This window comes from Curtobacterium sp. ZW137 (assembly GCF_003762905.1).
In the GTDB taxonomy this organism is placed as follows: domain Bacteria; phylum Actinomycetota; class Actinomycetes; order Actinomycetales; family Microbacteriaceae; genus Curtobacterium.
Map to the genome: position 1 here is coordinate 40815 of NZ_RJKS01000004.1, position 20794 is coordinate 61608.

The following is a 20794-nucleotide window of genomic DNA, read 5'->3' on the forward strand; positions in this document are numbered from 1 at the left end:
GGGTCGGAGCCCCGAGTCAGGATTGAACTGACGACCCCTTCCTTACCATGGAAGTGCTCTACCACTGAGCTATCGGGGCGTGTACCGCGAGCGGCACCACACGAGGATAGCAGAACCCGGACGGTGGTCTTGAACCGGCCGTGACGCCCGGGCGTGCCGCCCCGCGAGGCTAGTTCGCGTTGGCCTTGAGCCACGCCAGCGGGTCCACCGGGACACCGTCCACGTGGACCTCGAGGTGCAGGTGCGGGCCCGTCGAGTTGCCCGTCGAACCCACGAGACCGAGCTCGTCACCGACCTCGACGTGCTGGCCCTCGACGACCTTGAAGGAGTTGTCCTCCATGTGGCCGTAGACACTCGTGAACTGCTTGCCGTCGACGTCGTGCTCGACCCAGACGTCGTTGCCGAACCCGCCGTCGTCCGCCTGCACCTTGGTGACGGTGCCGGCGGCGATGACGCGGATCGGGGTGCCCTCACCCGGGGCGAAGTCGACGCCCTGGTGGTTCGTCGAGCAGAACGAGCAGCCCTCGACCTGACGGCCGCCGAACCCGGAGGTGATCGGCACGCCCGTGAGGAACGGCCACTGGATGGTGCCGGTGGGGTCGTTCGTGAAGGACGAGGAGTCGACGTTCTTGTACTGCGTCGCGTCGGAGACCGTGTACGCGTCGCGGTTGGTCTCACCCTCGGTGGCGGCGCCGACGCTGAGCGACTGCGTCTCCCCCGCGACGGTGGTGCCGCGGACCGTGGTCGATCCCGGCTCGGGCGTGTAGAGCGCCTGCGCGGGGAGGGAGGTCGAGACGACGAGGCCGGCGACGAAGAGGAGCGCGCCGAGTGCCGTCACGCGGGAGGCGTTCCGGCGGAAGGCCGAACCCCGCTGCGGGGCGGTGGTGGACACGGGCCGTGTCGTGGGACGGCCGGCACCGAGGTGCCGGGTCGCGCGGTCGACTCGCGCTGCCTCGACGCGGGCACCCTGCGGGGTCGAGCGGCGAGCCGCCGGACGGACGGGAGCGGCGACGGACGGCGCTGCCGCGGGACGAGCCGGGGTGGTCGGACGCGCTGCGACCGGAGCCACGACGGGCGAACTCGGAGCCGGCGGCGTCTCCGGTGCGAGCGTCGACGCCGGCAGGACCGGGGACGCGGGCGCCGGCGGAGTCACGGGCATCGCTGCTTCGTCCGCAACGGCGGCCGTTGCCCGAGCAGGCCCGGTGCCGAGCGCGTCGACCCGCTGCACGTCGTGCTTCACTGCCGCGCGTTCCGCTTCGATCCGTGCCCGTCGGGTCAGGTGCACAGCGGGGGCCGGGGCATCGGAACGGTCGGTGGACATGGGCGTGGCGGGAGCTTCGGGCATGCGTTTCGGCGAGGATCCTGATCGAGGCAGTGGCGCTCGTGTGTAACGAGCAGATAACGGGACCCGAGCGACGGTACCAGGGGTCGTAGCGTGACGCCAGTCGTGGTCATGACCACACGGACGCCCCAGAGCGGGGGTCAGCTGCCGAGCGCTTCGGTCTCCGCTGCACGGACCAGCGCCTCGAGCGGGTCGGCGATCGCGGGCGACCCGAACAGGAACGACCGCGTCCCACCGGCGTCCCACGTGCGGACCACGGCACCGGCCGCGGCGGCGACGATCGACCCGGCGGCCATGTCCCACGGGTTGATCCCACGCTCGTAGTAGGCGTCGACGACCCCGGTGCCGACGGCGCAGCAGTCGAGCGCAGCCGATCCCCCGCGGCGGATGTCCCGGACCTCGCCGAGGAGCCCGGCGAGGACGGCGACCTGCTCGCGCCGTCGTTCCACCGTGTAGCCGAAGCCGGTCGCCACGAGGGCCTCGGCCAGCGACGCAGGCTGGGCGACGCGCACCGGAACGCCGTTCAGGAGCGCCGGTCCCCCGGCGACGGCGCGGTACACGTCGCCCGTGGCCGGCGCGACGACCACGCCCGCGATCGGTTCCCACACCGCCGGGTCGGGCTCGCCGCGGACCACGCCGATGCTGACGGCGTAGAGCGGGCTGCCGTAGAGGTAGTTGACGGTGCCGTCGATCGGGTCGACGACCCAGGTGATGCCGGAGGTGCCGGTGCTGGCCCCGGTCTCCTCCCCGAAGAAGCCGTCGTCGGGGCGGGCCTCGGCGAGGCGGGTCCGCACCAGCGCCTCGACCTCCTGGTCGGCGGCCGTGACGACGTCGACGATGCTCGACTTCCGCTCCGCGACCTCGACACCCTCCGCTCGTCGGCGGGCGGCGAGCGCCGCGGCTTCCGTGGCGATCGCTTCGGCGAGGTCGGCGAGCTCGGTCGGGGTCGGCGCAGCAGTCATGCCCCGATCCTCCCAGGACGACCCGGCGCCTCGCACGGGACCAATCAGACACGGGACCAATCAGACACGGGACCAATGAGAAAGGGCCCCGTCGAAACGGGGCCCTGTTGTATCTCGTCACCATGCGCAGTGAGTTCTTCAGCACATGGACACGTGGCGAGTGAGGGATTCGAACCCCCGAAGGCTACGCCGGCTGATTTACAGTCAGATCCCTTTGGCCGCTTGGGTAACTCGCCATGTGCGCACCCAGCCCGTGTAGTCACCAACCGGAGGCGCCACAACAGCATACCGGATGGCCGAACGTGCTCGTGACCAACCGACCTCCGCGCCGCCGGATAGGCTGTCGGGCATGGCAGACAGCTCCTTTGACGTGGTCAGCAAGGTCGACAAGATGGAGGCGGACAACGCCCTCAACCAGGCCGCCAAGGAGATCGAGCAGCGCTACGACTTCAAGGGTGTCGGCGCCTCGATCGCGTTCAGCGGCGAGGACGTCCTCATCAAGGCGAACTCCGCCGAGCGCGCCAAGGCCGTTCTCGACGTCTTCGAGTCCAAGGCCATCAAGCGCGGCATCAGCCTGAAGAGCATCGACGCCGGCGAGCCGTACGCCTCCGGCAAGGAGTTCCGGATCGAGGCGAAGTTCAAGAACGGCATCGAGCAGGACGTTGCGAAGAAGATCGGTGCGTTCCTCCGGGCCGAGGCACCGAAGAGCGTGAAGAGCCAGATCCAGGGTGATGAGCTCCGGGTCTCCTCGAAGAGCCGCGACGACCTGCAGAACACCATCCAGCTGCTCAAGGGCGAAGAGTTCGACGTCCCCTTGCAGTTCATCAACTTCCGCTGACGCGCGCAGCACCGACGACTCGACATCCCCGTGGAGCACTGGCTCACCGTCACCCTGACCGTCCTGCTCGTCCTGCTCGACCTGGCGATCCGTGCGTTCTCGATCATCTACGTGCCGATCAACCGGAAGCCGCAGACGGCGACCGGCTGGTTGCTCGCGATCTTCCTCATCCCCTACATCGGGTTCATCGTCTTCCTGGTCATCGGGTCGACGAAGCTGCCGAAGGCGCGGCGTGAGAAGCAGACCGAGATCAACGCGTACATCCTCGAACAGACCGAGGGGATCGAGCGCGTCCGCCGTGACCACCCCCGTCCGCCGTGGTTCGAGAGCATCACGGAGCTGAACCGCAAGCTGGGCGCGATGCCCCTCGTCGGTGGCAACTCCGCGGAGCTGTACCCGGACTACGAGGAGTCCATCGCCGAGATGACGCGGGCGATCGACGACTCCCGCCGGTTCGTCCACGTCGAGTTCTACATCGCGACGATGGACGCGACGACGCAGGACTTCTTCGACGCCCTCGCCCGTGCGCAGGCCCGTGGCGTGACGGTCCGGTTCCTCATGGACCACTGGGCGAGCCGCGGGTACCCCGGGTACAAGGACACGCTGGCGTTCCTCGACCGGGCCGGCATCGAGTGGCACCTGATGCTCCCCCTGCAGCCGCTGCAGGGGAAGTTCCAGCGCCCCGACCTCCGGAACCACCGCAAGATCATGGTGATCGACGGCTCGGTCGCGTTCACCGGGTCGCAGAACCTCATCGACAAGTCGTACGACCTCAAGGCGCACATCGAGAAGGGCCTGGCGTACAAGGACCTCTTCGCCCGCTTCGAGGGTCCGGTCGTCGCCGGCATCAACGCGCTCTTCGTGACGGACTGGTACAGCGAGACCGACGAGCTGCTGCTCCGCGAGAGCGACCCCGTGCAGCGTGCGGACCGCGGGGACGCCCTGGACTGCCAGGTGGTCCCGTCCGGCCCTGGCTTCGACGGTGAGAACAACCTGCGCCTGTTCAACGCGCTGCTCTACTCGGCGCAGAAGAAGGTGTCGATCACCTCGCCGTACTTCGTCCCGGACGACTCGATGCTCTACGCCATCACGACGACCGCGCAGCGCGGGGTCGAGGTCGAGCTCTTCGTCGGCGAGATCGGCGACCACGCGATGACGTGGCACGCCCAGCGCTCCTACTACGAGGGACTCCTCCGCGCCGGCGTGAAGATCTGGCTGTACAAGGCACCGACGATCCTGCACGCGAAGCACTTCACGATCGACGACGACGTCGCGGTCATCGGCTCGAGCAACATGGACATGCGCTCGTTCAGCCTGAACCTCGAGATCTCGGTGATGGTGCGCGGGGAGCGCTTCGTGAACGCGCTCCGCAGCGTGCAGAGCTCCTACCGGCAGGAGAGCACGGAGCTCGACCTCGACACCTGGCTCGCCCGGACGCGTCGCTCGCAGGTACTCGACAACGTCGCGCGGCTCACCGCCGCCCTGCAGTAGTCGACCGCCGGGAGGCCCGGCTCGCCGCCGTCCCGCCGGCTGCGGTCAGCGCGCGAGCGCCGTCAGGCGGGTGATCAAGCGCTCGGCGGGGCCGCGGCCGAGGAAGCGGCGCCAGAGCATCGCGAACAGGATCGTCCCGATCGCGAACCACCACCACGTCCCGGCGGAGTCGGGCAGCGGCGGCAGCACGGCGAGCACGACGAGGTGCAGCGCGTAGATCGTCAGCGGCATCGACCCGACCGCCGCGAGCGGGAACGCGATGCGCTCGAGCAGACGCCCGCGCCCGTCGAACACCAGCGAGCAGAGCCCGATCACCGCGACCGCGATCCCCGCGGTGCCGACGACGTCGACGATCGAAGACGAGTGGTCCCGCGGCGACAGGAACACCTGCGCGAACGCCTGCTCGGACGACGAACCGAGGGGCACGAACGGCACCCCCGGGAACGCACTCGCCGCATCCGGCGGGACCGGCGCCGCGAGCACGCCGAGCACGTACGCCGCGGTGGCGACCAGTGCGCCGATCGCGACGAGCGCGACCTGGGTGATCCGGGCCTCCACACCGGATCTGGCGACCGCGAGCCCGACCAGGACGTACGCCAGGAAGGTGACCACCGGGTACACCAGCCCGAGCTGCGCCCCGAACACCCCGCCGCCCGCGTAGAGCGGGACGATCGCGAGCGCGACCGGAGCCGACAGCAGCGCGCAGACACCGGCCGCGACGAGCAGTGTCCGTCGACGCCACCGGAGCGCCGGGATCACCAGGAGGAACAGCGCGCCGTAGGTCGGCAGGATCACGTAGACGTCGGTGCCGAGTGCCATCAGCAGGATGCCGATGACCACCACGACCACCGCTCGGAGCGCGAGCCGGACGCGGATCCGGGTGATCTCCGGCGGACCGGGCGGTGACGTCCGACCGCTCACCAGGCCGACGGACACCCCGGCGAGCACCGCGAACAGCGTCGAGGAGCGGCCGTTCACGACCGCGTCCCAGGCCGACGGGTCCGACCAGTCCAGCTGCTCGGCGGCCCCGCCGACGTGCGCGACCATCATCCCGAGCAGGGCGATCGCGCGTGCGACGTCGACCCCGGTCAGACGCACGCCCCGCACCTCGGTGGCGAGGGCGGGGCGCACGGTGGTCACGGGCCGGACCCGTCAGACCCGGTCGGAGGTGCGTCCGAGCGACGCGTCGATCATCTCGTCACGCGGGACGACCTTGACGCGGGCGCGACCGTGCGGCTCGCCGAGCGCGATCTCGTGCTCGTCGAGGCGGTGCCAGCCCTCGAGGTCGGTGTACTCCACGCCACGCTCGGCCAGGAGCGCCGGGATCGCCTCGTCGGAGGGGTCCTCGGGCGTCCACCAGCTGGCCTGGTCGTTGACGATGTGCTGCACCGTCTCCATCGCGTCGGACTTCGTGTGCCCGATGAGCCCGACCGGTCCGCGCTTGATCCAGCCGGTGGCGTAGATGCCCGGGATCTGGCGGTTGTCGTCGTCGAGGACCTTGCCCTCGTGGTTCGGGATGACGCCGTGCCGGTCGTCGAAGGGGACCCCCGGCAGCGGCGAGCCGAAGTAGCCGACCGCGCGGTAGGCGGCCTGGATCGGGATCTCGCGGATCTCGCCCGTGCCCTCGACGCCGCCCTGGCCGTTCGGCCGGGTGCGCTCGTACCGGATCGCGGTGAGCTTGCCGTCCTCGCCGACGAACTCGAGGGGCTTCGCGTAGAAGTGCAGGTGCAGACGACGGCTGGCCTGCCCGACCTCACGCTTCCGCCACTGCTCGAGCACGCGGTTGATGACCATGACCTGCTTGTTCGTCTGGATCGCGGTCAGCGAGGCCTCGTCGTGGTCGAAGTCCTCGTCGTACACGACCATGTCGACGTCCCGGACCTCGCCGAGCTCGCGGAGCTCCAGCGGGGTGAACTTCACCTGCGCCGGGCCACGACGTCCGAAGACGTGGACGTCGGTGACCGGGGACGCCTTGAGACCCTGGTAGACGTTGTCCGGGACCTCGGTCGGGAGCAGGTCGTCGGCGTGCTTCGCGAGGATGCGGGACACGTCGAGGGCGACGTTGCCGTTGCCGATGACCGCGACGCTCTCCGCGGTGAGCGGCCAGGTGCGCGGGACGTCCGGGTGGCCGTCGAACCAGCTCACGAACTCCGCGGCGCCGTACGAGCCCTCGAGCGCGACGCCGGGGATGTCGAGGTCAGCGTCCTTGATCGCGCCGGTGGAGAAGACGACCGCGTTGTAGTGCTTCTTGAGGTCGTCGAGGGTGATGTCCTTGCCGAACTCGACGTTGCCGAAGATCCGGATGTCCCCGCGGTCGAGCACGTCGCGGAGCGCGTTGATGATGCCCTTGATGCGGGGGTGGTCCGGCGCGACGCCGTAGCGGACGAGACCGTACGGGGCCGGGAGCTGCTCGAAGAGGTCGATCGACACGTCGTACGCGTGCGCTTCCCTCAGGAGGATGTCCGCGGCGTAGATGCCGGCGGGGCCGGCGCCGACGATGGCGAGGCGGAGGGTGGGCACTGATCGTCTCCAGTTCGTTCGGGTGGGGTGCTCCCGGTGGCTGTGCTGGTCTGTGGGGTGCGGCGTCAGCGGCTGCGGTCGGCCGCGTCAGCGGCTGCGGTCGACCACGGACTCCGCGAAGCGGGTGAGCGCGCGCTTGACGACGCCGTCCGGCAGCGGTGCGAGGGCCACGACGGCCTCCGTCGCCCACTGCGCGGCGAGCGCCCGCGTGGCGGCCGTGGCCTCGTGCTCGCGGAGCGCGGCGACCGCGGAGAGGTACGTGTCGGTCGTGACCGCGTCGTCCGGGGCGCCGGTGACGTCCCGTTCGATGCGCGCCACGAGCTCTGCGGCGCCCGGCTCGGTGGCCGCGCGGCGACGGAGCTGGAGCAACGGCAGGGTGTCGACGCCGGCGCGGAGGTCGTTGCCGGCGATCTTCCCCGTCTTGTCCTTGGCGGGAGCGAGGTCGATGACGTCGTCGACGAGCTGGAAGGCGACGCCGACCTTCTCGCCGAAGGTCCCGACCGCTTCGAGGTAGGCACGGTCGGCGCCGGAGAACAGGATCCCAGCGCGGGCGGCGGTCGCGATGAGCGATCCGGTCTTGTCGCTGAGGACCTGGATGTAGTGCTCGACGGGGTCGTCGTCCGGCTGCGGCCCGGTGGTCTCGTGCAGCTGGCCCATGCAGAGGCGCTGGAAGGTCTCGGCCTGCATCCGGATGCCTTCGGGCCCGAGGTCGGCGGTGATCAGGCTGGCACGGGCGAAGAGCAGGTCGCCGGTGAGGATCGCGACGTTGTTGCCGTAGGTCACGTGCGCTGCCGGGACCCCGCGGCGGACGGGCGCTTCGTCCATCACGTCGTCGTGGTACAGCGAGGCGAGGTGGGTCGTCTCCACGCTCACCGCAGCCTTCACGACGTGGTCGGTGACGCCGTTGCCGAGCTGTGCGATGAGCAGGGTCAGCGTCGGCCGGATGCGCTTGCCACCCGCGGAGAGCAGGTACCGGCTGGTCGTGTCGGCCAGGGTGTCGGCGGAACGCATCGCGTCCTCGAGCCCCTGCTCGACGAGCTCGAGCCCGTCGTCCACGGCGGTGATGAACCGACGCTCGGCCGGGCTGGCGAACAACCGCTCGCCGATGCCGAGCGAGGCTCGGAGACTCGGTGCGCGACGTGCGACCGGGACGCTCGGGTTCAAGTGCTGCTCCGTGGTTCGGGGGTCCGTGTGCGGATGGAGGGGCAGGTCAGCCGTCGGTCGGCTCGACGCGCGGCTGTTCGCCGGTGGCCTGGTGCTCGCGCCGGGCCTTCGCGCGGCGTGCGACCGATTCGCGGACCGTGCCGGCGACCGGCTTCCGGCCGCGGTGCAGCGCGACGATGCCGGCAGTCAGGTTTCGGTACGCCACCATCGTGAACCCGACGCCGCGGAGCCACTGGCTGAGCACCTGCTGCTCCGGCCATGCCTCGATCGACTCGGCGAGGTAGCGGTACGCCGCCGGGTTGCTGCTCGACAGGCGCGCGATGCCCGGGAGGACGCGCTTGAGGTACGTGCCGTAGCCGAACCGGAGCGCGGCGAGCGGCGGGGTGGAGAACTCGCAGATGACGACGCGGCCGCCGGGCTTCAGGACCCGGAGCATCTCGCCGAGCGCCTGCATCGGGTCGTTCACGTTGCGGAGACCGAACGAGATCGTGACGGCGTCGAAGGTGTCGTCGTCGAACGGGAGGTGTTCCGCGTCCCCCTCGACGAAGGTGATCTCCGGGTGGCGTTCACGGCCGACGGCGATCATCCCGGCCGACAGGTCGAGCGCGCTCACCTCTGCGCCCTTCTTCGCCAGGGCCGCGGCGCTGGTGCCGGTGCCGGCCGCGATGTCGAGCACGCGCTCGCCGGGCTGGGGATCGACGGCGCGCACGGTGGCGACCCGCCACAGCGGGGCGTTGCCGGCGGAGAGGATGTCGTTGGTCAGGTCGTACTTCTCCGCGACGTCGTCGAACATGGCCGCCACCTCGTCCGGCCGCTTGTGCATGTCCGCTCTGCTCACCCGACCAATCCTAGAGGTCCGTCCCGTACGTTGCCGGTACACCCGCCGCGGCGCTGTCCGGCGAATCCGGCGCGGCGCTGCCCGGCAGGTCCGGCGCGGCGCTGCCCGGCAGGTCCGGCGCGTACGATCGGTCCGTGACCCGTACCGCCACGGCGGCTCCGCCGCTCACGGTCTCGACCCGGATCCTCGACGACCCGGGCGCCGTGCTCCGACACACCCTCCCCGACCAGCCGCTCGCCTTCGTGCGCAACGGCGACGGCATCATCGGGATCGGTGAGGCGCTGCGGTTCGAGTTCACCGGCCCGTCCCGGATGCGCGACGCCGCCGAGGTGTGGCGCGACATCGTCGAGCGTGCCGTCGTCGACGACCCGGTGCAGCTCCGCGGTTCCGGGCTCGTGGCCTTCGGCGCCTTCGCGTTCGCCGACGACTCCGCGGCGACGAGCGTGCTCATCGTCCCCCGTGTCGTCGTGGGGCGCCGCCGCGGCAAGGCGTGGCTGACCGCGATCGACACGACGCCGGACCCCGCTCCCCTGACCTTCACGCGTACCTCGTTACCGGTGCCGCACGTCGGCCCGCACCTGTCGGTCGCGCTCGTTCCCGGCCGGATCGACGAGGACGCCTACGCCGCGTCCGTCGCCGAGGCCGTCCGCCGCATCACCGCAGGCGATGCCCGCAAGGTGGTGCTCGCCCGCGACCTGGTCGGCACCCTCCCTGCCGGCGCCGACCGCCGCGCGCTGCTCCTCGACCTCGCCGCGACGTACCCGCAGTGCGTGACGTTCGCGGTGGACGGGCTCGTCGGCGCGACCCCCGAGACCCTCGCCCGCACCGACGGCACCCGTCTGACCGCGCGGGTCCTCGCGGGCAGCGCGGCCCGTGGGAGCGACGCCGTCTCGGACCGTGCCGCCGCCGAGGCGCTGGCATCCAGCGCGAAGGACGTCGAGGAGCACACGTTCGCCATCGCGTCCCTCGTCGACGCGCTCCGACCGCTCGCCGCGGACCTCCGCGTCGACCCGGAGCCGTTCCGGCTGCAGCTGCCGAACCTGTGGCACCTCGCCAGCGACGTGCAGGCCACCCTGCCGGAGGACACGACGTCCCTCGACATCGCCGACGCGCTGCACCCGACGGCCGCGGTCGCGGGGACCCCGACCGACGTCGCGGTGCGGCTCGTCGCGGAGCTCGAGGGCATCGACCGCGGACGCTACGCCGGGCCGGTCGGCTGGCTCGGTGCGTCGGGTGACGGCGAGTGGATGCTCGCGCTCCGCAGCGCCCAGATCGACGACGACGGGACGGTCACCGCGTGGGCCGGTGCCGGCATCGTCGGCGGGTCGGACCCGGCGCGCGAGGTCGCCGAGACCGCGCTGAAGTTCCGCCCGATCCGCGACGCACTGGCGTAGCGGAACGGCGCCGACGCGCACCGCCCGGCCCGCCGCAGCGCCGCTCAGTCGGCCAGCGGCACCTCGATGACGACCCGTTCGGCGGGGTCGGTGAGCACCCGTTCGAGGTCGCCCCAGGTCGCGGCCCGGCGGTACTCCCACCCGAGCCCCGTGACGACCCGCTCGACGTCGACGTGCTGCGGCGTCGTCATCATCCGCCGCATGTCCGCGGCCGGGGTGGTCTCCGCCACCTCGAGCCCGCGGAAGATCGCGCCGCCCTCGTCGTTGCCGAGGACCACCTGGACCCGCTGGGTCCGTTCCTCGGTGCCCGTGACCAGTGCACCGACGTCGTGCAGCAGGGTCAGGTCGCCGAGCAGCACCCGTGTCGTTCCGCCCGCCGCCTGTGTCGTCTCGAGCGCAGCGGCGATGCCGAGCGCCGTCGAGACGGTGCCGTCGATGCCGGCGAGCCCACGGTTGGCGTGCACCCGGATCTTCTTGCCGGCGACGCGGCCGTCCGCGACGCGGATGATCTGCGACGCGCCGAGCACGAGCCGGTCGTGCGGCCAGGTCACACCCCACACGGCGTCGGCGAGCATGGCGCGGTCGACGGGTCGACGACGGAGCGCCACCTCGTCCTTGAGGAACCGGTTCCGCTCGGCGCGGTCCTCGGACCGCTTCGCGTCGAGGTCTGGCCCGGCGTCGCCGTCGCCGAGTACGGCACGGCTGGCAGCGACCCAGCGTCCCACCCACGCACGGTGTCCGGGGCTGGTCCGGCCCGTCACGCGGACGTCGGACACGAGCGTGGTCGGTTCGTCCGGACGGGAGGCTCGGCTCGGCTCGTACGGGTCGGCCCCCGCCCCACGGACGGTCACCACCTCGACGTCGTCGCGCTGCAGGAGCGCCGGGACCTCTCGGCTGAGCGTCGGGTGTCCGAGCACGACGGCGCGGCGGACCCGGCCGCCGAACTCCGGGTCGCGGAGCAGCTCGCGGTAGGTGACGACGAGGTTCCGGCCGTAGCGCGCCCCGCTCGACACCTCCGCCAGCAGCGGCGCTCCGAGCTCCCACGCGACCCGCTCGGCGTCCTCGCCGGCGTCGTGCCCGGCGATCACCACGGTCGCGGGGTCGTCGTCCGGCGTGAGTTCCGCGACGGGCAGGCCGGTGTGCACGCGTCGGGTGGCGTAGGCGGTGTCGATCTCGTCGTCGGGGACGCCCGCGACGTCGTGCAGTGTGGCCGACAGGGGTTCACGGAACGCCACGTTCACCTGGGCCGGACCGGGCTGACCGGTGTGTCCGGAGGCGGCGGCCACGGCTTCGCGGGCGATGCCCCGGACGACCTCGCGGGTGCCGTCGTCGACGCCGTGGGCGGTCGGCGCCTCGACTTCCCGGACGAACGACACCGCGTCGGCGAAGATGCCGGGCTGCACGGTGGTCTGGTTGCTGCCGATGCCGCGGAGTTCGCTCGGCCGGTCGGCGGACACGACGAGCATCGGCACGCCGGAGTGGTGCGCTTCGAGCACGGCCGGGTGCAGGTTCGCGACGGCGGTGCCCGAGGTCGTGACGACCAGCGCGGGTCGGCCGGTCTCGATCGCCAGGCCGAGCGCGAAGAACCCGGCGGTCCGCTCGTCGAGACGGACGTGCACGGTGATGCCGCCGGCGCGTTCGAGCGCGACGGCGGCGAGGGCCAGCGCCTGGGAGCGTGAGCCCGGGCTGACCACGACCTCGGTCACACCGGCGCGGGCGAACTCCTGCAGCAGCGCGAGGGCGAAGTCCGACGCCGGACTGCCGGACGCGGGGTGTCCGTCGCCGTCAGCGATCGGTGCGGCCGTCGTCGTCCGTGTCGTGGAACTGTTCTTCGAGGTTTCGGAGGGTCGCGTCGTCCTGGTCCTTGTCCGTGCGGGGCCGCTCGGGAGCCTGCTCGCCGAGGAAGTCCGGGTCGTCTTCGGGACCACGGTACCGGGCCGTGCGCTCCGGAGCGGCAGGTGCACGACCGAGGACGAACCACAGCAGGCTGCCGACGACGGGCAGGATCACGATGAGCAGCAGCCAGAGACCGCGACGGAGCGACCGGATGCGCTGCTTCGGCATCGTCGCACAGTCGATGAGCGCGTACACCGTGAACGCCACGGCGGCGACGACGACGACGAGCCACAAGCGGATCATGCGGTGCAGCGTACGTCGTGAGGCTGTGACCGACCTCACGGTCGGGCGTCCGTAGACTTGCCGCGTGAAAGCGTGGCTCGTCTACACCCTCGCCCGTCTCGGCATCTTCGCGGCGGCGCTCGTCGTGCTGTTCGTGATCGGGCTGCCCTGGTACTGGGCCACGATCGGCGCGGCCCTCATCGGGCTGCTCGTGTCGTACATCGCACTGCCCCGGTTGCGCGGCCAGGTCACGACGAACCTCGCGAACCGGCGCGGGCGTCCGGAGCACGACGCCGACTCGGACTTCGAGGACGACTTCGTCGACGCCGAGGACACCGACGCTCCCACCGCGCGGCCGGTCTCGGATGCCGATCGGCACGCCGAGCGCCGGGACCACCCGGCCGCCGACTGAGCCGCTACCGCTCCCGCGCCCAGGCTCCGGCGTCAACAGCCGCAGGGCTTGCGGCTGCAGGGCTTACGGCTGCAGGGCCTACGGCTGCAGGGCCAGCGTGATGCCGAGCACCAGGCCGAATGCCAGCGACGCGAACGACGACAGCTGGAGCGCCGTGATGAGCTCGCGCGGCTTCCGCGAGGACACCCCGATCGCGAGCGCCGGCAGTGCCAGCAGCAGCGAGAAGTACGTGAAGCCGGTCCGGAAGTACAGCAGCACGAACCAGAGCAGCGCGACGTACGGCAGCATCAGGAACACGCCGTAGAGCACGCGGGCGACCGGACGGCCGACGACGACCGCCAGGGTCCGCTTGCCGGCGAGCCGGTCCTCGTCGATGTCGCGGATGTTGTTCACCATCAGGACCGCGCAGGCGAAGAACCCGGCCGCGATCGCCGCCGCCCAGCCGCTGTGCGTGATCTCCCGGATCTGCACGTACTGGGTGCCGAGGACCGCGACGAGGCCGAAGAACACGAAGACGAAGACCTCGCCGAGCGCGTTGTAGCCGTAGGGCTTCTTGCCGCCGGTGTAGAACCAGGCAGCGACGATCGCTGCGGCACCGACGAGGAGCAGCCACCACAGCTGGGTGAGCACCACGATGACGATGCCGGCGACGGCCGCGAGGCCGAAGAACGTCAGCGCGACGGTCAGCACCGTGCGGGGCTTCGCCAGGCCGGCGCCGGTGAGCCGGGCGGGGCCGACGCGGAACTCGTCCGTGCCCCGGACCCCGTCGGAGTAGTCGTTGCTGTAGTTCACACCGATCTGCAGGAACAGTGCCACGGCGAGGGCGAGCAGGGCGATCGCGAGGTGACCGTCCTTCGCGATGTAGTCGCCGAAGTCGCCGGTGATCCCGCTGTCCACGAAGGCCACGGCGGTGCCGAGCACGACCGGGACGACACCGAGCGTCAGGGTGCGGAGCCGTGCGCCGCCGATCCAGTCGCTGGCGGTCGCCCGTCGCTTCGTGCGTGCCGGGGCAGCTGCCTTCGCCGGGTTGCCGGAGCGGCCCTGCTTCTGGGTCTCGTTCTTCGATCGTGCCACGACCGTCAATCCTATTCGGGCTGCGCGGACGCGACGCCCCGCACCGCTATGAAGCCGCTGACGGATCGGCGATCGAGCGGATCGCGCGGCGGTCCGGCTTGCCCGATGCGAGCATCGGCACCTCGTCCAGCACCAGGACATCGGCCGGTCGGGCAGCCCGGCCGAGGGCGGCACCGACGTGGGCCCGGACGCGCTCCAGGTCGAGCGGGCGTGCCGTGACGACGACCGGCACCTCGCCCCACTCCCCCGACGCCCGCCGGGTCACCACCGCGGACTCCTGACCGGGCAGCTCGCGGACGAGGCGCTCGACCAGACCGAGCGGGACCTTCTCGCCGCCGGAGATGACGACGTCGTCGAGGCGTCCGAGCACCCGCACCGTGCCGTCCTCGATCGTCGCGGCGTCCCCCGTGCGGTACCACCGGTGGCCGTCCCGCTCCACGAACGTCGATGCGGTGCGCTCGTCGTCACCGAGGTACCCCTCGGCGAGCATCGGACCGCGGAGCCAGAGCTCCCCGTCGACGAGCTCGGTGCCGACGGTGCCGAACGGGACGCCGTCGTACACGCAGCCCCCGCTCGTCTCGCTCGCGCCGTACGTGGTGACGACGTGCACGCCCGCGTCGACGGCGCGCTGCCGGAGCGGGGCCGGCGTCGCCTGCCCACCGACGAGCACCGCGTCGAACCCGGCGAGGGCGGACGTCGCACGCTCGTCGTCGAGCACCCGGGCGAGCTGCACCGGCACGAGCGAGGTGTACCGACGCGGCGCGGCCGGTCCGGTGACGAGCCGGTCGGCGGCGTCCGCGAACGCCGCCGCGTCGAAGTGCCCCGGTGCCACGATCGACGGGGTGGTCCCCGCGGCGACCGACCGCGTCAGGACGTTGAGGCCCGCGATGTAGTGGGTCGGCAACGCCAGCACCCAGCCACCCGGGCCGCCGAGCGCCGCGTCGGCGGCGGCCGCACCGGCGAGGAGCGCCTCGGAGGACAGCGCCACGCGCTTGCCGGTGCCGGTGGACCCACTCGTCTCGACGACCAGGGCGACCCGCCGCGGGACGTCGGCCGGGGCCGGCGTCGGCAGTGCCGGAGCGCTCTCGGCGACGGGCAGCAGCGCGGGGCCGCCGGCGAGGGCAGCCTCCAGGCCGCGGAGCACCGCCGACGGGTCCGACGTGCCCAGCGCGACCAGTGGCCGGACCATCAGTAGTGCCAGGGGAAGGACGTCCACTCGGGCTTGCGCTTCTCGAGGAAGGAGTCGCGGCCCTCGACCGCCTCGTCGGTGCCGTAGGCGAGACGGGTGGCCTCGCCCGCGAAGACCTGCTGGCCGACCATGCCGTCGTCGACCGCGTTGAACGCGTACTTGAGCATCCGGATCGCCGTCGGGGACTTGCCGAGGATGATCTCGCCCCAGCGGATGGCCTCCCGCTCCAGGTCCTCGTGCGGGACGACCCGGTTGACGGCACCCATCTCGTAGGCGCGCTGTGCGGAGTACTCCTCGGCGAGGAAGAAGACCTCTCTCGCGAGCTTCTGCCCGATCTGCTTGGCGTAGTAGGCGCTGCCGTACCCGCCGTCGAACGAGCCCACGTCGGCATCGGTCTGCTTGAACTTCCCGTGCTCGGCGCTGGCGATCGTCAGGTCGCAGATCGCGTGCAGCGAGTGCCCACCGCCGGCCGCCCACCCGGGGACCACCGCGATGACGACCTTCGGCATCATCCGGATGAGCCGCTGGACCTCGAGGATGTGCAGCCGGCCCATCGACGCCTGCGCCGCAGCGGGGTCGACGCCCTCCGGCGGAGCACCCTCGTCGCCGACGTACTGGTAGCCGCTCCGTCCACGGATCCGCTGGTCGCCGCCGGAGCAGAAGGCCCAGCCGCCGTCCTTCGGGCTCGGGCCGTTGCCCGTGAGCAGGACGACACCGACGCGGGGGTCCTGCCGGGCGTCGTCGAGTGCGCGGTAGAGCTCGTCGACGGTGCGGGGACGGAAGGCGTTGCGCACCTCGGGGCGATCGAACGCGATGCGCACGATGCCCTGCGACACGTGCTTGTGGTACGTGATGTCGGTGAAGGACGCCGCCGCGGGGGCGGTCGTCCAGACGTCGGGGTCGAACAGGTCGGACACGGTGTCGGGCATGCACCCAACCTATCGCCGGTGCCCTAGGCCCCCATGTCGGTGAGGAGTTCGGGAGCCACCATCACGACGAGCACGATGAGGATCACCGGGTTCGCGAAGAACGCCACGACGACGCCGATCGCGCCGTACCAGCGGCCGAATCCGCCGACCGCGGCGATGAACCCGAGGACCGCGGCGATGAGGGTCAGGAACACCACGACGAAGCAGATCCCGAACGCGAACTTCGTGTCGCCGCCCATGAACACCGCGAACGCGCTGGCGTCCACCGCGGCGGAGACGATCGCCAGACCGAAGGCGATCTTGCCGACCACCGGGTTCCGGCGGCGGCGGGTCCGACCCTGCTGCCGGACGTCGACGGTGTTGCTCCGCATGAGCCGGGCGAACTCGTCCGTGCCGGCGCGCGGCTGGCCCGTCCGGGGCGTCCCGCTTCGGGCTCCGGGTGCCCGTGCGCCCGACGCTCCGGCTCCGGATGCGCGTGACGACCGCTGCTGCGGATCAGGCGCCACGGAGCCTCCCTCTGGTCGTCGTGTCGGCCGTCGACCGAGGCCGACCGATGCATGCTAATGCCCCGCCCTGGCGGTCGGCTCCGAGGAACCGTGAGGTCCGCTGCGAGGATGGGAGCGTGCTCCCCGACCTCGCCGAACTCCTCGCCGACGCCCACGTCGTGGCCCTCCCGATGCGGGTCCGGTTCCGCGGCATCACCACGAGGGAAGCCGTCGTCCTCCGCGGCCCGGAAGGCTGGACGGAGTTCTCCCCGTTCGTCGAGTACGACGACGCCGAGGCCGCCGCCTGGCTCCGTGGCACGATCGACTTCGGCTGGACGGCGCATGCTCCGGCGGCGGCGTCCGTCCCGGTGAACGCCACCGTCCCGGCGATCGACCCCGGTGCCGTCGAGGACCTGCTCGCGCGCTACCCCGGCTGCACGACCGCGAAGGTCAAGGTCGCCGAACCGGGAACCACGATCGCGGACGACGTCGCCCGGGTCGCCGAGGTGCGCCGCGTGATGGGACCCACCGCTGCCGTCCGCGTCGACGCGAACGGCCTGTGGAGCGTCGAGCAGGCCACGGCCGCGCTCGAGCAGCTCGCTCCGTTCGACCTGCAGTACGCCGAACAGCCCTGCCGCACCGTTCCCGAGCTCGCGGAGCTCCGGGCCCGGATCGCCGGCCTCGGCGTGCCGATCGCGGCGGATGAGAGCGTCCGGAAGGCCTCCGATCCGCTCGCCGTCGCCCGAGCCGGAGCCGCCGACGTCCTCGTCGTCAAGGCGCAGCCCCTCGGTGGGATCACCGCTGCGCGCTCGGTGATCGCGGCGGCGGGGCTCCCCTGCGTGGTGTCCAGCGCGCTGGACACGTCCGTCGGGCTCGGGATGGGGGCGTTCCTCGCCGCGGCGGCGATGAGCCCGGGCTACGCCGCGGGCCTCGGGACCGCCGTGATGTTCGAGGGTGACGTCACCGCCGACCCGCTGCTGCCCACCGACGGGAGGATCGGGGTGCGCCGCGTCGACGTCGCACCCGAGCTGCTGGCCCGGTTCGGTGCCCCGCCCGAGCGGGACGCGTGGTGGCGCGCCCGCCTCGCGCGCGTGTACGCGGCGCTGCGCGCCGCCGCGTAGCGCGCCGCGCCGCGCGCCCGCGCGCCCGCGCGCCGCGCGCCCGCGCCGCGCCGCGCGCCCAGCGCGCCGCGCCCCCTGCGCTGAGATCGCACTTTCTGTCGGTCCGGCGCTGCCGAGGCGACGCGAACTGCGATCTCACCACGGGGGTGAGGCCGGGGGCGTGGGCGGGGGAACGACGGAGGCGCGGTGCGGGACGGACCCGCACCGCGCCTCCAGGCCGGTGCCGACATGTCGGCGGACCTCAGCTGCTCACAGGCCGGAGTAGCTGTGCAGCCCCTTGAAGAACACGTTGACGACGGAGAAGTTGAACATCACCGCGGCGAACCCGATCAGGGCCAGCCAGGACGACCGCGCCCCACGCCAGCCGCGCGTCGCACGAGCGTGGATGTAGCCCGCGTAGACCACCCAGATGATGAAGGTCCAGACTTCCTTGGTGTCCCAGCCCCAGTAGCGACCCCACGCACGCTCGGCCCAGATGGCGCCCGCGATGAGCGTGAAGGTCCAGAGCACGAAGCCGACGAGCAGCACGCGGTAGGTCAGTACCTCCAGCCGGTCGGCGTCGGGCAGCGTCTCCATGAAGCGGAGCTTCTTGGCGGCGCCGGAGTGCCCGAGGCGGTACGTCTGCACGAGCTGCGACACCGCGAGCCCCGCGCCGAGCGCGAAGAACCCGGTGCCGGAGATGGCGACGAAGACGTGGATCACAAGCCAGTAGGACTGCAGTGCGGGCTGCAGCGGGACGACGGGCACGTAGTAGTTCACCGTGGCGATGCCGAGCAGGATCAGCGTCAGGCCGGTGATGAACACCCCGAGGAACTTGAGGTTCTGCCAGAACTGGACGAGCAGGAAGATCGCGATGATCAGGCCGGTGCCCGTCAGCGAGAACTCGAACATGTTGCCCCACGGCACACGGTCGGCGGCGATGCCCCGGAGGACGATCGAGCCGATGTGCAGCACGAGCGCCAGGATCGTCATCGCCATGCCGACGCGTTCGAACCGCGACCCGCGACGACCGGAACCGGTCTTCGCGGGGGCTTCGACGCGCTCGAGCACGACGGTGCCGCCCTGCACGGTGGCGACGGTCTTCGCCTGGCGTTCCACCGCGGGGGCGGCGGCGTCGGTCGCGGCGACCGTCACTTCGCCCGCGCGCTTGGCCATGTCCAGCGCGAACGCGATGAACGCGACCACGTAGACGGCCATCGCCGAGTACGTGAGCACGACCGAGTAGGTCGCGAGGGTCGTCGTCATGTCGTTCACGAGGGCATCCTAACTCCGAGGTCCGACACGTGCCGCGTGGCGATGTCCGCCACGGCCCGTTCGAGATTGGGGTCCTCGCCGCGGGCCAGCCCCGCGTACTCGAGGTCGTACTCGCCGTGCTCGGCGCCCGTGCGGGGCACGACCTTCATCCACACGCGACGACGCGGGACGAAGAGCGACGTCAGCAGCCCGAGGACGCTGAGGATCGCGAACCCGCCGACGAACAGCTGCGACGGGTCGTGGTGGACGTCGAGGGAGACGTAGCGCTTGACGCCGTCGAAGGTGATCGACCCGGCGCCCTTCGGCAGCGTCTTGGTCTGCCCCGGCTTCAGCTCGATGCTCTTCGTGTCCGCCTTGGTGCCGGCGATCTGCGTCAGCCCCTTGGTGTCGAGCTGGTACACGCTGCGCGGGACGCCGTCGTCGAGGCCGAGGTCACCCTCGTACACCTGCAGCGTCAGCAGCGGGTTCTCGGTGTCCGGGTAGGTCGACGCGTACGCACCGGTGGTCTGCTTGACCGCCGTCGGGTAGAAGAACCCGACCATGCCGAGCTGGTCCGGTGACGCGTCCGGCACCTTGATGACGCCCGTGGAGGTGTAGTTCGCGTCCGCGGGCAAGAATGGCACGTCGTCCTTGAACGCCACGTTGCCGTCGCCGTCGCGGATCGTGACCTGCATCGCGTAGCCGTTGCCGAGGAGGTAGACGTTCGTGCCGCCGATCGACAGCGGCTCGTTGACGCCGAGACGGCTGGTCTTCGACTCGCCGCCCTTCTCCTTGCTCGTCACGGTGGCCGAGTAGTCCGTCGCCTGGCCGAGGGCGTTGAGGTTCCGCTCCTCGTACTTCGTGACGAACTTGTCGAGCGTCAGGTTGTAGCCCTTGAGGTCGGTCTGCTGGAACCAGCGGCCCGGGTTGAACGAGTCGTACGAGCCGAGCACGTTCGAGAAGGTCTGGCCCTCGACCAGCAGGCGCTGACCGGTGTAGCCGAAGCCACCGCCGATGCCGACGGCCACGAGGACCCCGACGAGCGCCGCGTGGAACACCAGGTTGCCGGTCTCCCGGAGGTAGCCGCGCTCCGCGCTCACCGAGTCGCCGAACCGCTCGACGCGGTACCCGGAGCGCTTCAGCAGCGCCATCGCGCGCGTCACGGCGCGTTCGACCGACGGGAGGCCCGTGGCCGGGTCCGTCTCCGCGGCGCCGTCCGCCATCGTGTCCGGCTCCACGGCCACGGTGCGGAACCCGGCGAGTCGCGTCAGGCGGACCGGCGTCTTCGGCGGGCGGGTGCGGAGCGCCTGCCAGTGGTGCCTAGTGCGGGGGATGATGCAGCCGATGAGCGACACGAAGAGCAGCAGGTAGATCGCCGAGAACCACACCGAGGTGTAGGTGTCGAAGACCTGCAGCTTGTCGAGGATCGGGTAGAGCGTCGCGTGGTCGGCCTTGTACTGGACGACACCGTTCGGGTCCGCGGTGCGCTGCGGCACGAGGGACCCGGGGATCGCCGCGAGGGCGAGCATCATCAGCAGGAACAGCGCGGTGCGCATGCTGGTCAGCTGGCGCCAGAAGAAGCGGACGTAGCCGACGAAGCCGAGCTTCGGCTGGTTCACGCCGCCGTCGCCGGGGCCGGCGCCGTCGACGTGGTCGGACGGGCGCATCGGGTCGGACTCGGTGC

Annotated in this window: 19 protein-coding genes and 2 tRNA genes; 5 read left to right on the forward strand and 16 right to left on the reverse strand. The window is 71.5% G+C overall.

Going from position 1 to position 20794, the window contains the following annotated elements:
• Positions 1-7: 7 nt before the first annotated feature.
• The 4 genes from EDF55_RS13480 to EDF55_RS13495 form a co-directional block, all read right to left on the reverse strand.
• Positions 8-79: transfer RNA gene (locus EDF55_RS13480), tRNA-Thr, on the reverse strand.
• A gap of 90 nt (positions 80-169) precedes the next feature.
• Entirely contained in the window at positions 170-1159 is a 990-nt protein-coding gene (locus EDF55_RS13485) for a M23 family metallopeptidase (protein ID WP_123655494.1), read from the reverse strand.
• Positions 1160-1482: 323 nt separating this feature from the next.
• A complete protein-coding gene (locus EDF55_RS13490; RefSeq protein WP_123655495.1) occupies positions 1483-2304 on the reverse strand; it encodes an inositol monophosphatase family protein in 822 nt (273 codons plus the stop codon).
• A 154-nt stretch (positions 2305-2458) separates the two neighbouring features.
• Positions 2459-2540 (reverse strand) — tRNA-Tyr (locus EDF55_RS13495).
• Positions 2541-2653: 113 nt separating this feature from the next.
• Between EDF55_RS13495 and EDF55_RS13500 the strand changes: the two genes are divergently transcribed.
• Together EDF55_RS13500 and cls are read left to right on the forward strand one after the other, a co-directional pair.
• Positions 2654-3142, forward strand: coding sequence for a YajQ family cyclic di-GMP-binding protein (locus tag EDF55_RS13500; RefSeq protein WP_123655496.1), 489 nt, complete (start codon positions 2654-2656; stop codon positions 3140-3142).
• Between the two features lie 30 nt (positions 3143-3172).
• Complete coding sequence (gene cls / locus EDF55_RS13505; protein ID WP_123655497.1) at positions 3173-4633, forward strand: cardiolipin synthase; 1461 nt, start codon at positions 3173-3175, stop codon at positions 4631-4633.
• 45 nt (positions 4634-4678) lie between these two features.
• Here the strand turns inward: cls and EDF55_RS13510 are convergent, their stop codons facing one another.
• From EDF55_RS13510 to EDF55_RS13525, 4 genes are all read right to left on the reverse strand, one after another.
• Positions 4679-5773 (reverse strand): heparan-alpha-glucosaminide N-acetyltransferase domain-containing protein, encoded by a 1095-nt coding sequence (locus tag EDF55_RS13510; protein ID WP_123655498.1) that lies wholly within the window; start codon positions 5771-5773, stop codon positions 4679-4681.
• A 12-nt stretch (positions 5774-5785) separates the two neighbouring features.
• On the reverse strand, positions 5786-7153 hold the full coding sequence (locus EDF55_RS13515; RefSeq protein WP_123655499.1) for an FAD-dependent oxidoreductase: 1368 nt from the start codon (positions 7151-7153) through the stop codon (positions 5786-5788).
• Between the two features lie 87 nt (positions 7154-7240).
• Positions 7241-8317, reverse strand: a complete 1077-nt coding sequence (locus tag EDF55_RS13520) for a polyprenyl synthetase family protein (protein ID WP_123655500.1) — start codon at positions 8315-8317, stop codon at positions 7241-7243.
• Between the two features lie 46 nt (positions 8318-8363).
• Positions 8364-9155 carry a demethylmenaquinone methyltransferase gene (locus EDF55_RS13525; RefSeq protein ID WP_123655501.1) on the reverse strand — a complete coding sequence of 264 codons (792 nt, stop codon included), beginning with the start codon at positions 9153-9155 and terminating at the stop codon, positions 8364-8366.
• 134 nt (positions 9156-9289) lie between these two features.
• Here EDF55_RS13525 and EDF55_RS13530 point away from each other — a divergent pair, with 134 nt between their 5' ends.
• Complete coding sequence (locus EDF55_RS13530) at positions 9290-10549, forward strand: isochorismate synthase MenF (protein ID WP_123655502.1); 1260 nt, start codon at positions 9290-9292, stop codon at positions 10547-10549.
• Between the two features lie 44 nt (positions 10550-10593).
• Here EDF55_RS13530 and menD read toward each other — a convergent pair whose 3' ends face one another.
• Both menD and EDF55_RS13540 read right to left on the reverse strand, forming a co-directional pair.
• Positions 10594-12342 carry a 2-succinyl-5-enolpyruvyl-6-hydroxy-3-cyclohexene-1-carboxylic-acid synthase gene (menD, locus tag EDF55_RS13535; protein ID WP_123655978.1) on the reverse strand — a complete coding sequence of 583 codons (1749 nt, stop codon included), beginning with the start codon at positions 12340-12342 and terminating at the stop codon, positions 10594-10596.
• On the reverse strand, positions 12335-12688 hold the full coding sequence (locus EDF55_RS13540) for a PLD nuclease N-terminal domain-containing protein (protein ID WP_123655503.1): 354 nt from the start codon (positions 12686-12688) through the stop codon (positions 12335-12337). Before EDF55_RS13540 ends, menD begins: the two co-directional genes overlap by 8 nt.
• A 64-nt stretch (positions 12689-12752) precedes the next feature.
• On the opposite strand from EDF55_RS13540, the gene EDF55_RS13545 reads away from it, so the two are divergent.
• Positions 12753-13079, forward strand: a complete 327-nt coding sequence (locus tag EDF55_RS13545) for a DUF4229 domain-containing protein (RefSeq protein WP_123655504.1) — start codon at positions 12753-12755, stop codon at positions 13077-13079.
• Positions 13080-13157: 78 nt separating this feature from the next.
• On the opposite strand, the gene EDF55_RS13550 is transcribed toward EDF55_RS13545, so the two are convergent.
• From EDF55_RS13550 to EDF55_RS13565, 4 genes are read right to left on the reverse strand one after another with little or no spacing between them, the layout of a single operon-like run.
• Entirely contained in the window at positions 13158-14153 is a 996-nt protein-coding gene (locus EDF55_RS13550; protein ID WP_243698237.1) for a 1,4-dihydroxy-2-naphthoate polyprenyltransferase, read from the reverse strand.
• Between the two features lie 46 nt (positions 14154-14199).
• Entirely contained in the window at positions 14200-15342 is a 1143-nt protein-coding gene (locus tag EDF55_RS13555; RefSeq protein ID WP_123655505.1) for an AMP-binding protein, read from the reverse strand.
• Positions 15342-16271, reverse strand: a complete 930-nt coding sequence (locus tag EDF55_RS13560; protein ID WP_123655506.1) for a 1,4-dihydroxy-2-naphthoyl-CoA synthase — start codon at positions 16269-16271, stop codon at positions 15342-15344. Before EDF55_RS13560 ends, EDF55_RS13555 begins: the two co-directional genes overlap by 1 nt.
• 23 nt (positions 16272-16294) lie before the next feature.
• Positions 16295-16642 (reverse strand): hypothetical protein, encoded by a 348-nt coding sequence (locus EDF55_RS13565; RefSeq protein WP_123655507.1) that lies wholly within the window; start codon positions 16640-16642, stop codon positions 16295-16297.
• 251 nt (positions 16643-16893) lie between these two features.
• On the opposite strand from EDF55_RS13565, the gene EDF55_RS13570 reads away from it, so the two are divergent.
• Entirely contained in the window at positions 16894-17877 is a 984-nt protein-coding gene (locus EDF55_RS13570) for an o-succinylbenzoate synthase (RefSeq protein ID WP_123655508.1), read from the forward strand.
• A gap of 249 nt (positions 17878-18126) precedes the next feature.
• Here EDF55_RS13570 and ccsB read toward each other — a convergent pair whose 3' ends face one another.
• Together ccsB and EDF55_RS13580 are read right to left on the reverse strand one after the other, a co-directional pair.
• Positions 18127-19122 carry a c-type cytochrome biogenesis protein CcsB gene (gene ccsB / locus EDF55_RS13575; protein ID WP_123655980.1) on the reverse strand — a complete coding sequence of 332 codons (996 nt, stop codon included), beginning with the start codon at positions 19120-19122 and terminating at the stop codon, positions 18127-18129.
• A 5-nt stretch (positions 19123-19127) separates the two neighbouring features.
• Positions 19128-20777, reverse strand: coding sequence for a cytochrome c biogenesis protein ResB (locus tag EDF55_RS13580; RefSeq protein ID WP_123655981.1), 1650 nt, complete (start codon positions 20775-20777; stop codon positions 19128-19130).
• Positions 20778-20794: the final 17 nt, after the last annotated feature.

Bases quoted from the DNA above. Each gene is read 5' to 3' on its own strand.
- EDF55_RS13485 (WP_123655494.1), bottom strand. From the start codon at position 1,159: ATGCCCGTGACTCCGCCGGCGCCCGCGTCCCCGGTCCTGCCGGCGTCG.
- EDF55_RS13490 (WP_123655495.1), bottom strand. From the start codon at position 2,304: ATGACTGCTGCGCCGACCCCGACCGAGCTCGCCGACCTCGCCGAAGCG.
- EDF55_RS13500 (WP_123655496.1), top strand. From the start codon at position 2,654: ATGGCAGACAGCTCCTTTGACGTGGTCAGCAAGGTCGACAAGATGGAG.
- EDF55_RS13540 (WP_123655503.1), bottom strand. From the start codon at position 12,688: ATGATCCGCTTGTGGCTCGTCGTCGTCGTCGCCGCCGTGGCGTTCACG.
- EDF55_RS13555 (WP_123655505.1), bottom strand. From the start codon at position 15,342: ATGGTCCGGCCACTGGTCGCGCTGGGCACGTCGGACCCGTCGGCGGTG.
- EDF55_RS13560 (WP_123655506.1), bottom strand. From the start codon at position 16,271: ATGCCCGACACCGTGTCCGACCTGTTCGACCCCGACGTCTGGACGACC.
- EDF55_RS13565 (WP_123655507.1), bottom strand. From the start codon at position 16,642: ATGCGGAGCAACACCGTCGACGTCCGGCAGCAGGGTCGGACCCGCCGC.
- ccsB (WP_123655980.1), bottom strand. From the start codon at position 19,122: ATGACGACGACCCTCGCGACCTACTCGGTCGTGCTCACGTACTCGGCG.
- EDF55_RS13580 (WP_123655981.1), bottom strand. From the start codon at position 20,777: ATGCGCCCGTCCGACCACGTCGACGGCGCCGGCCCCGGCGACGGCGGC.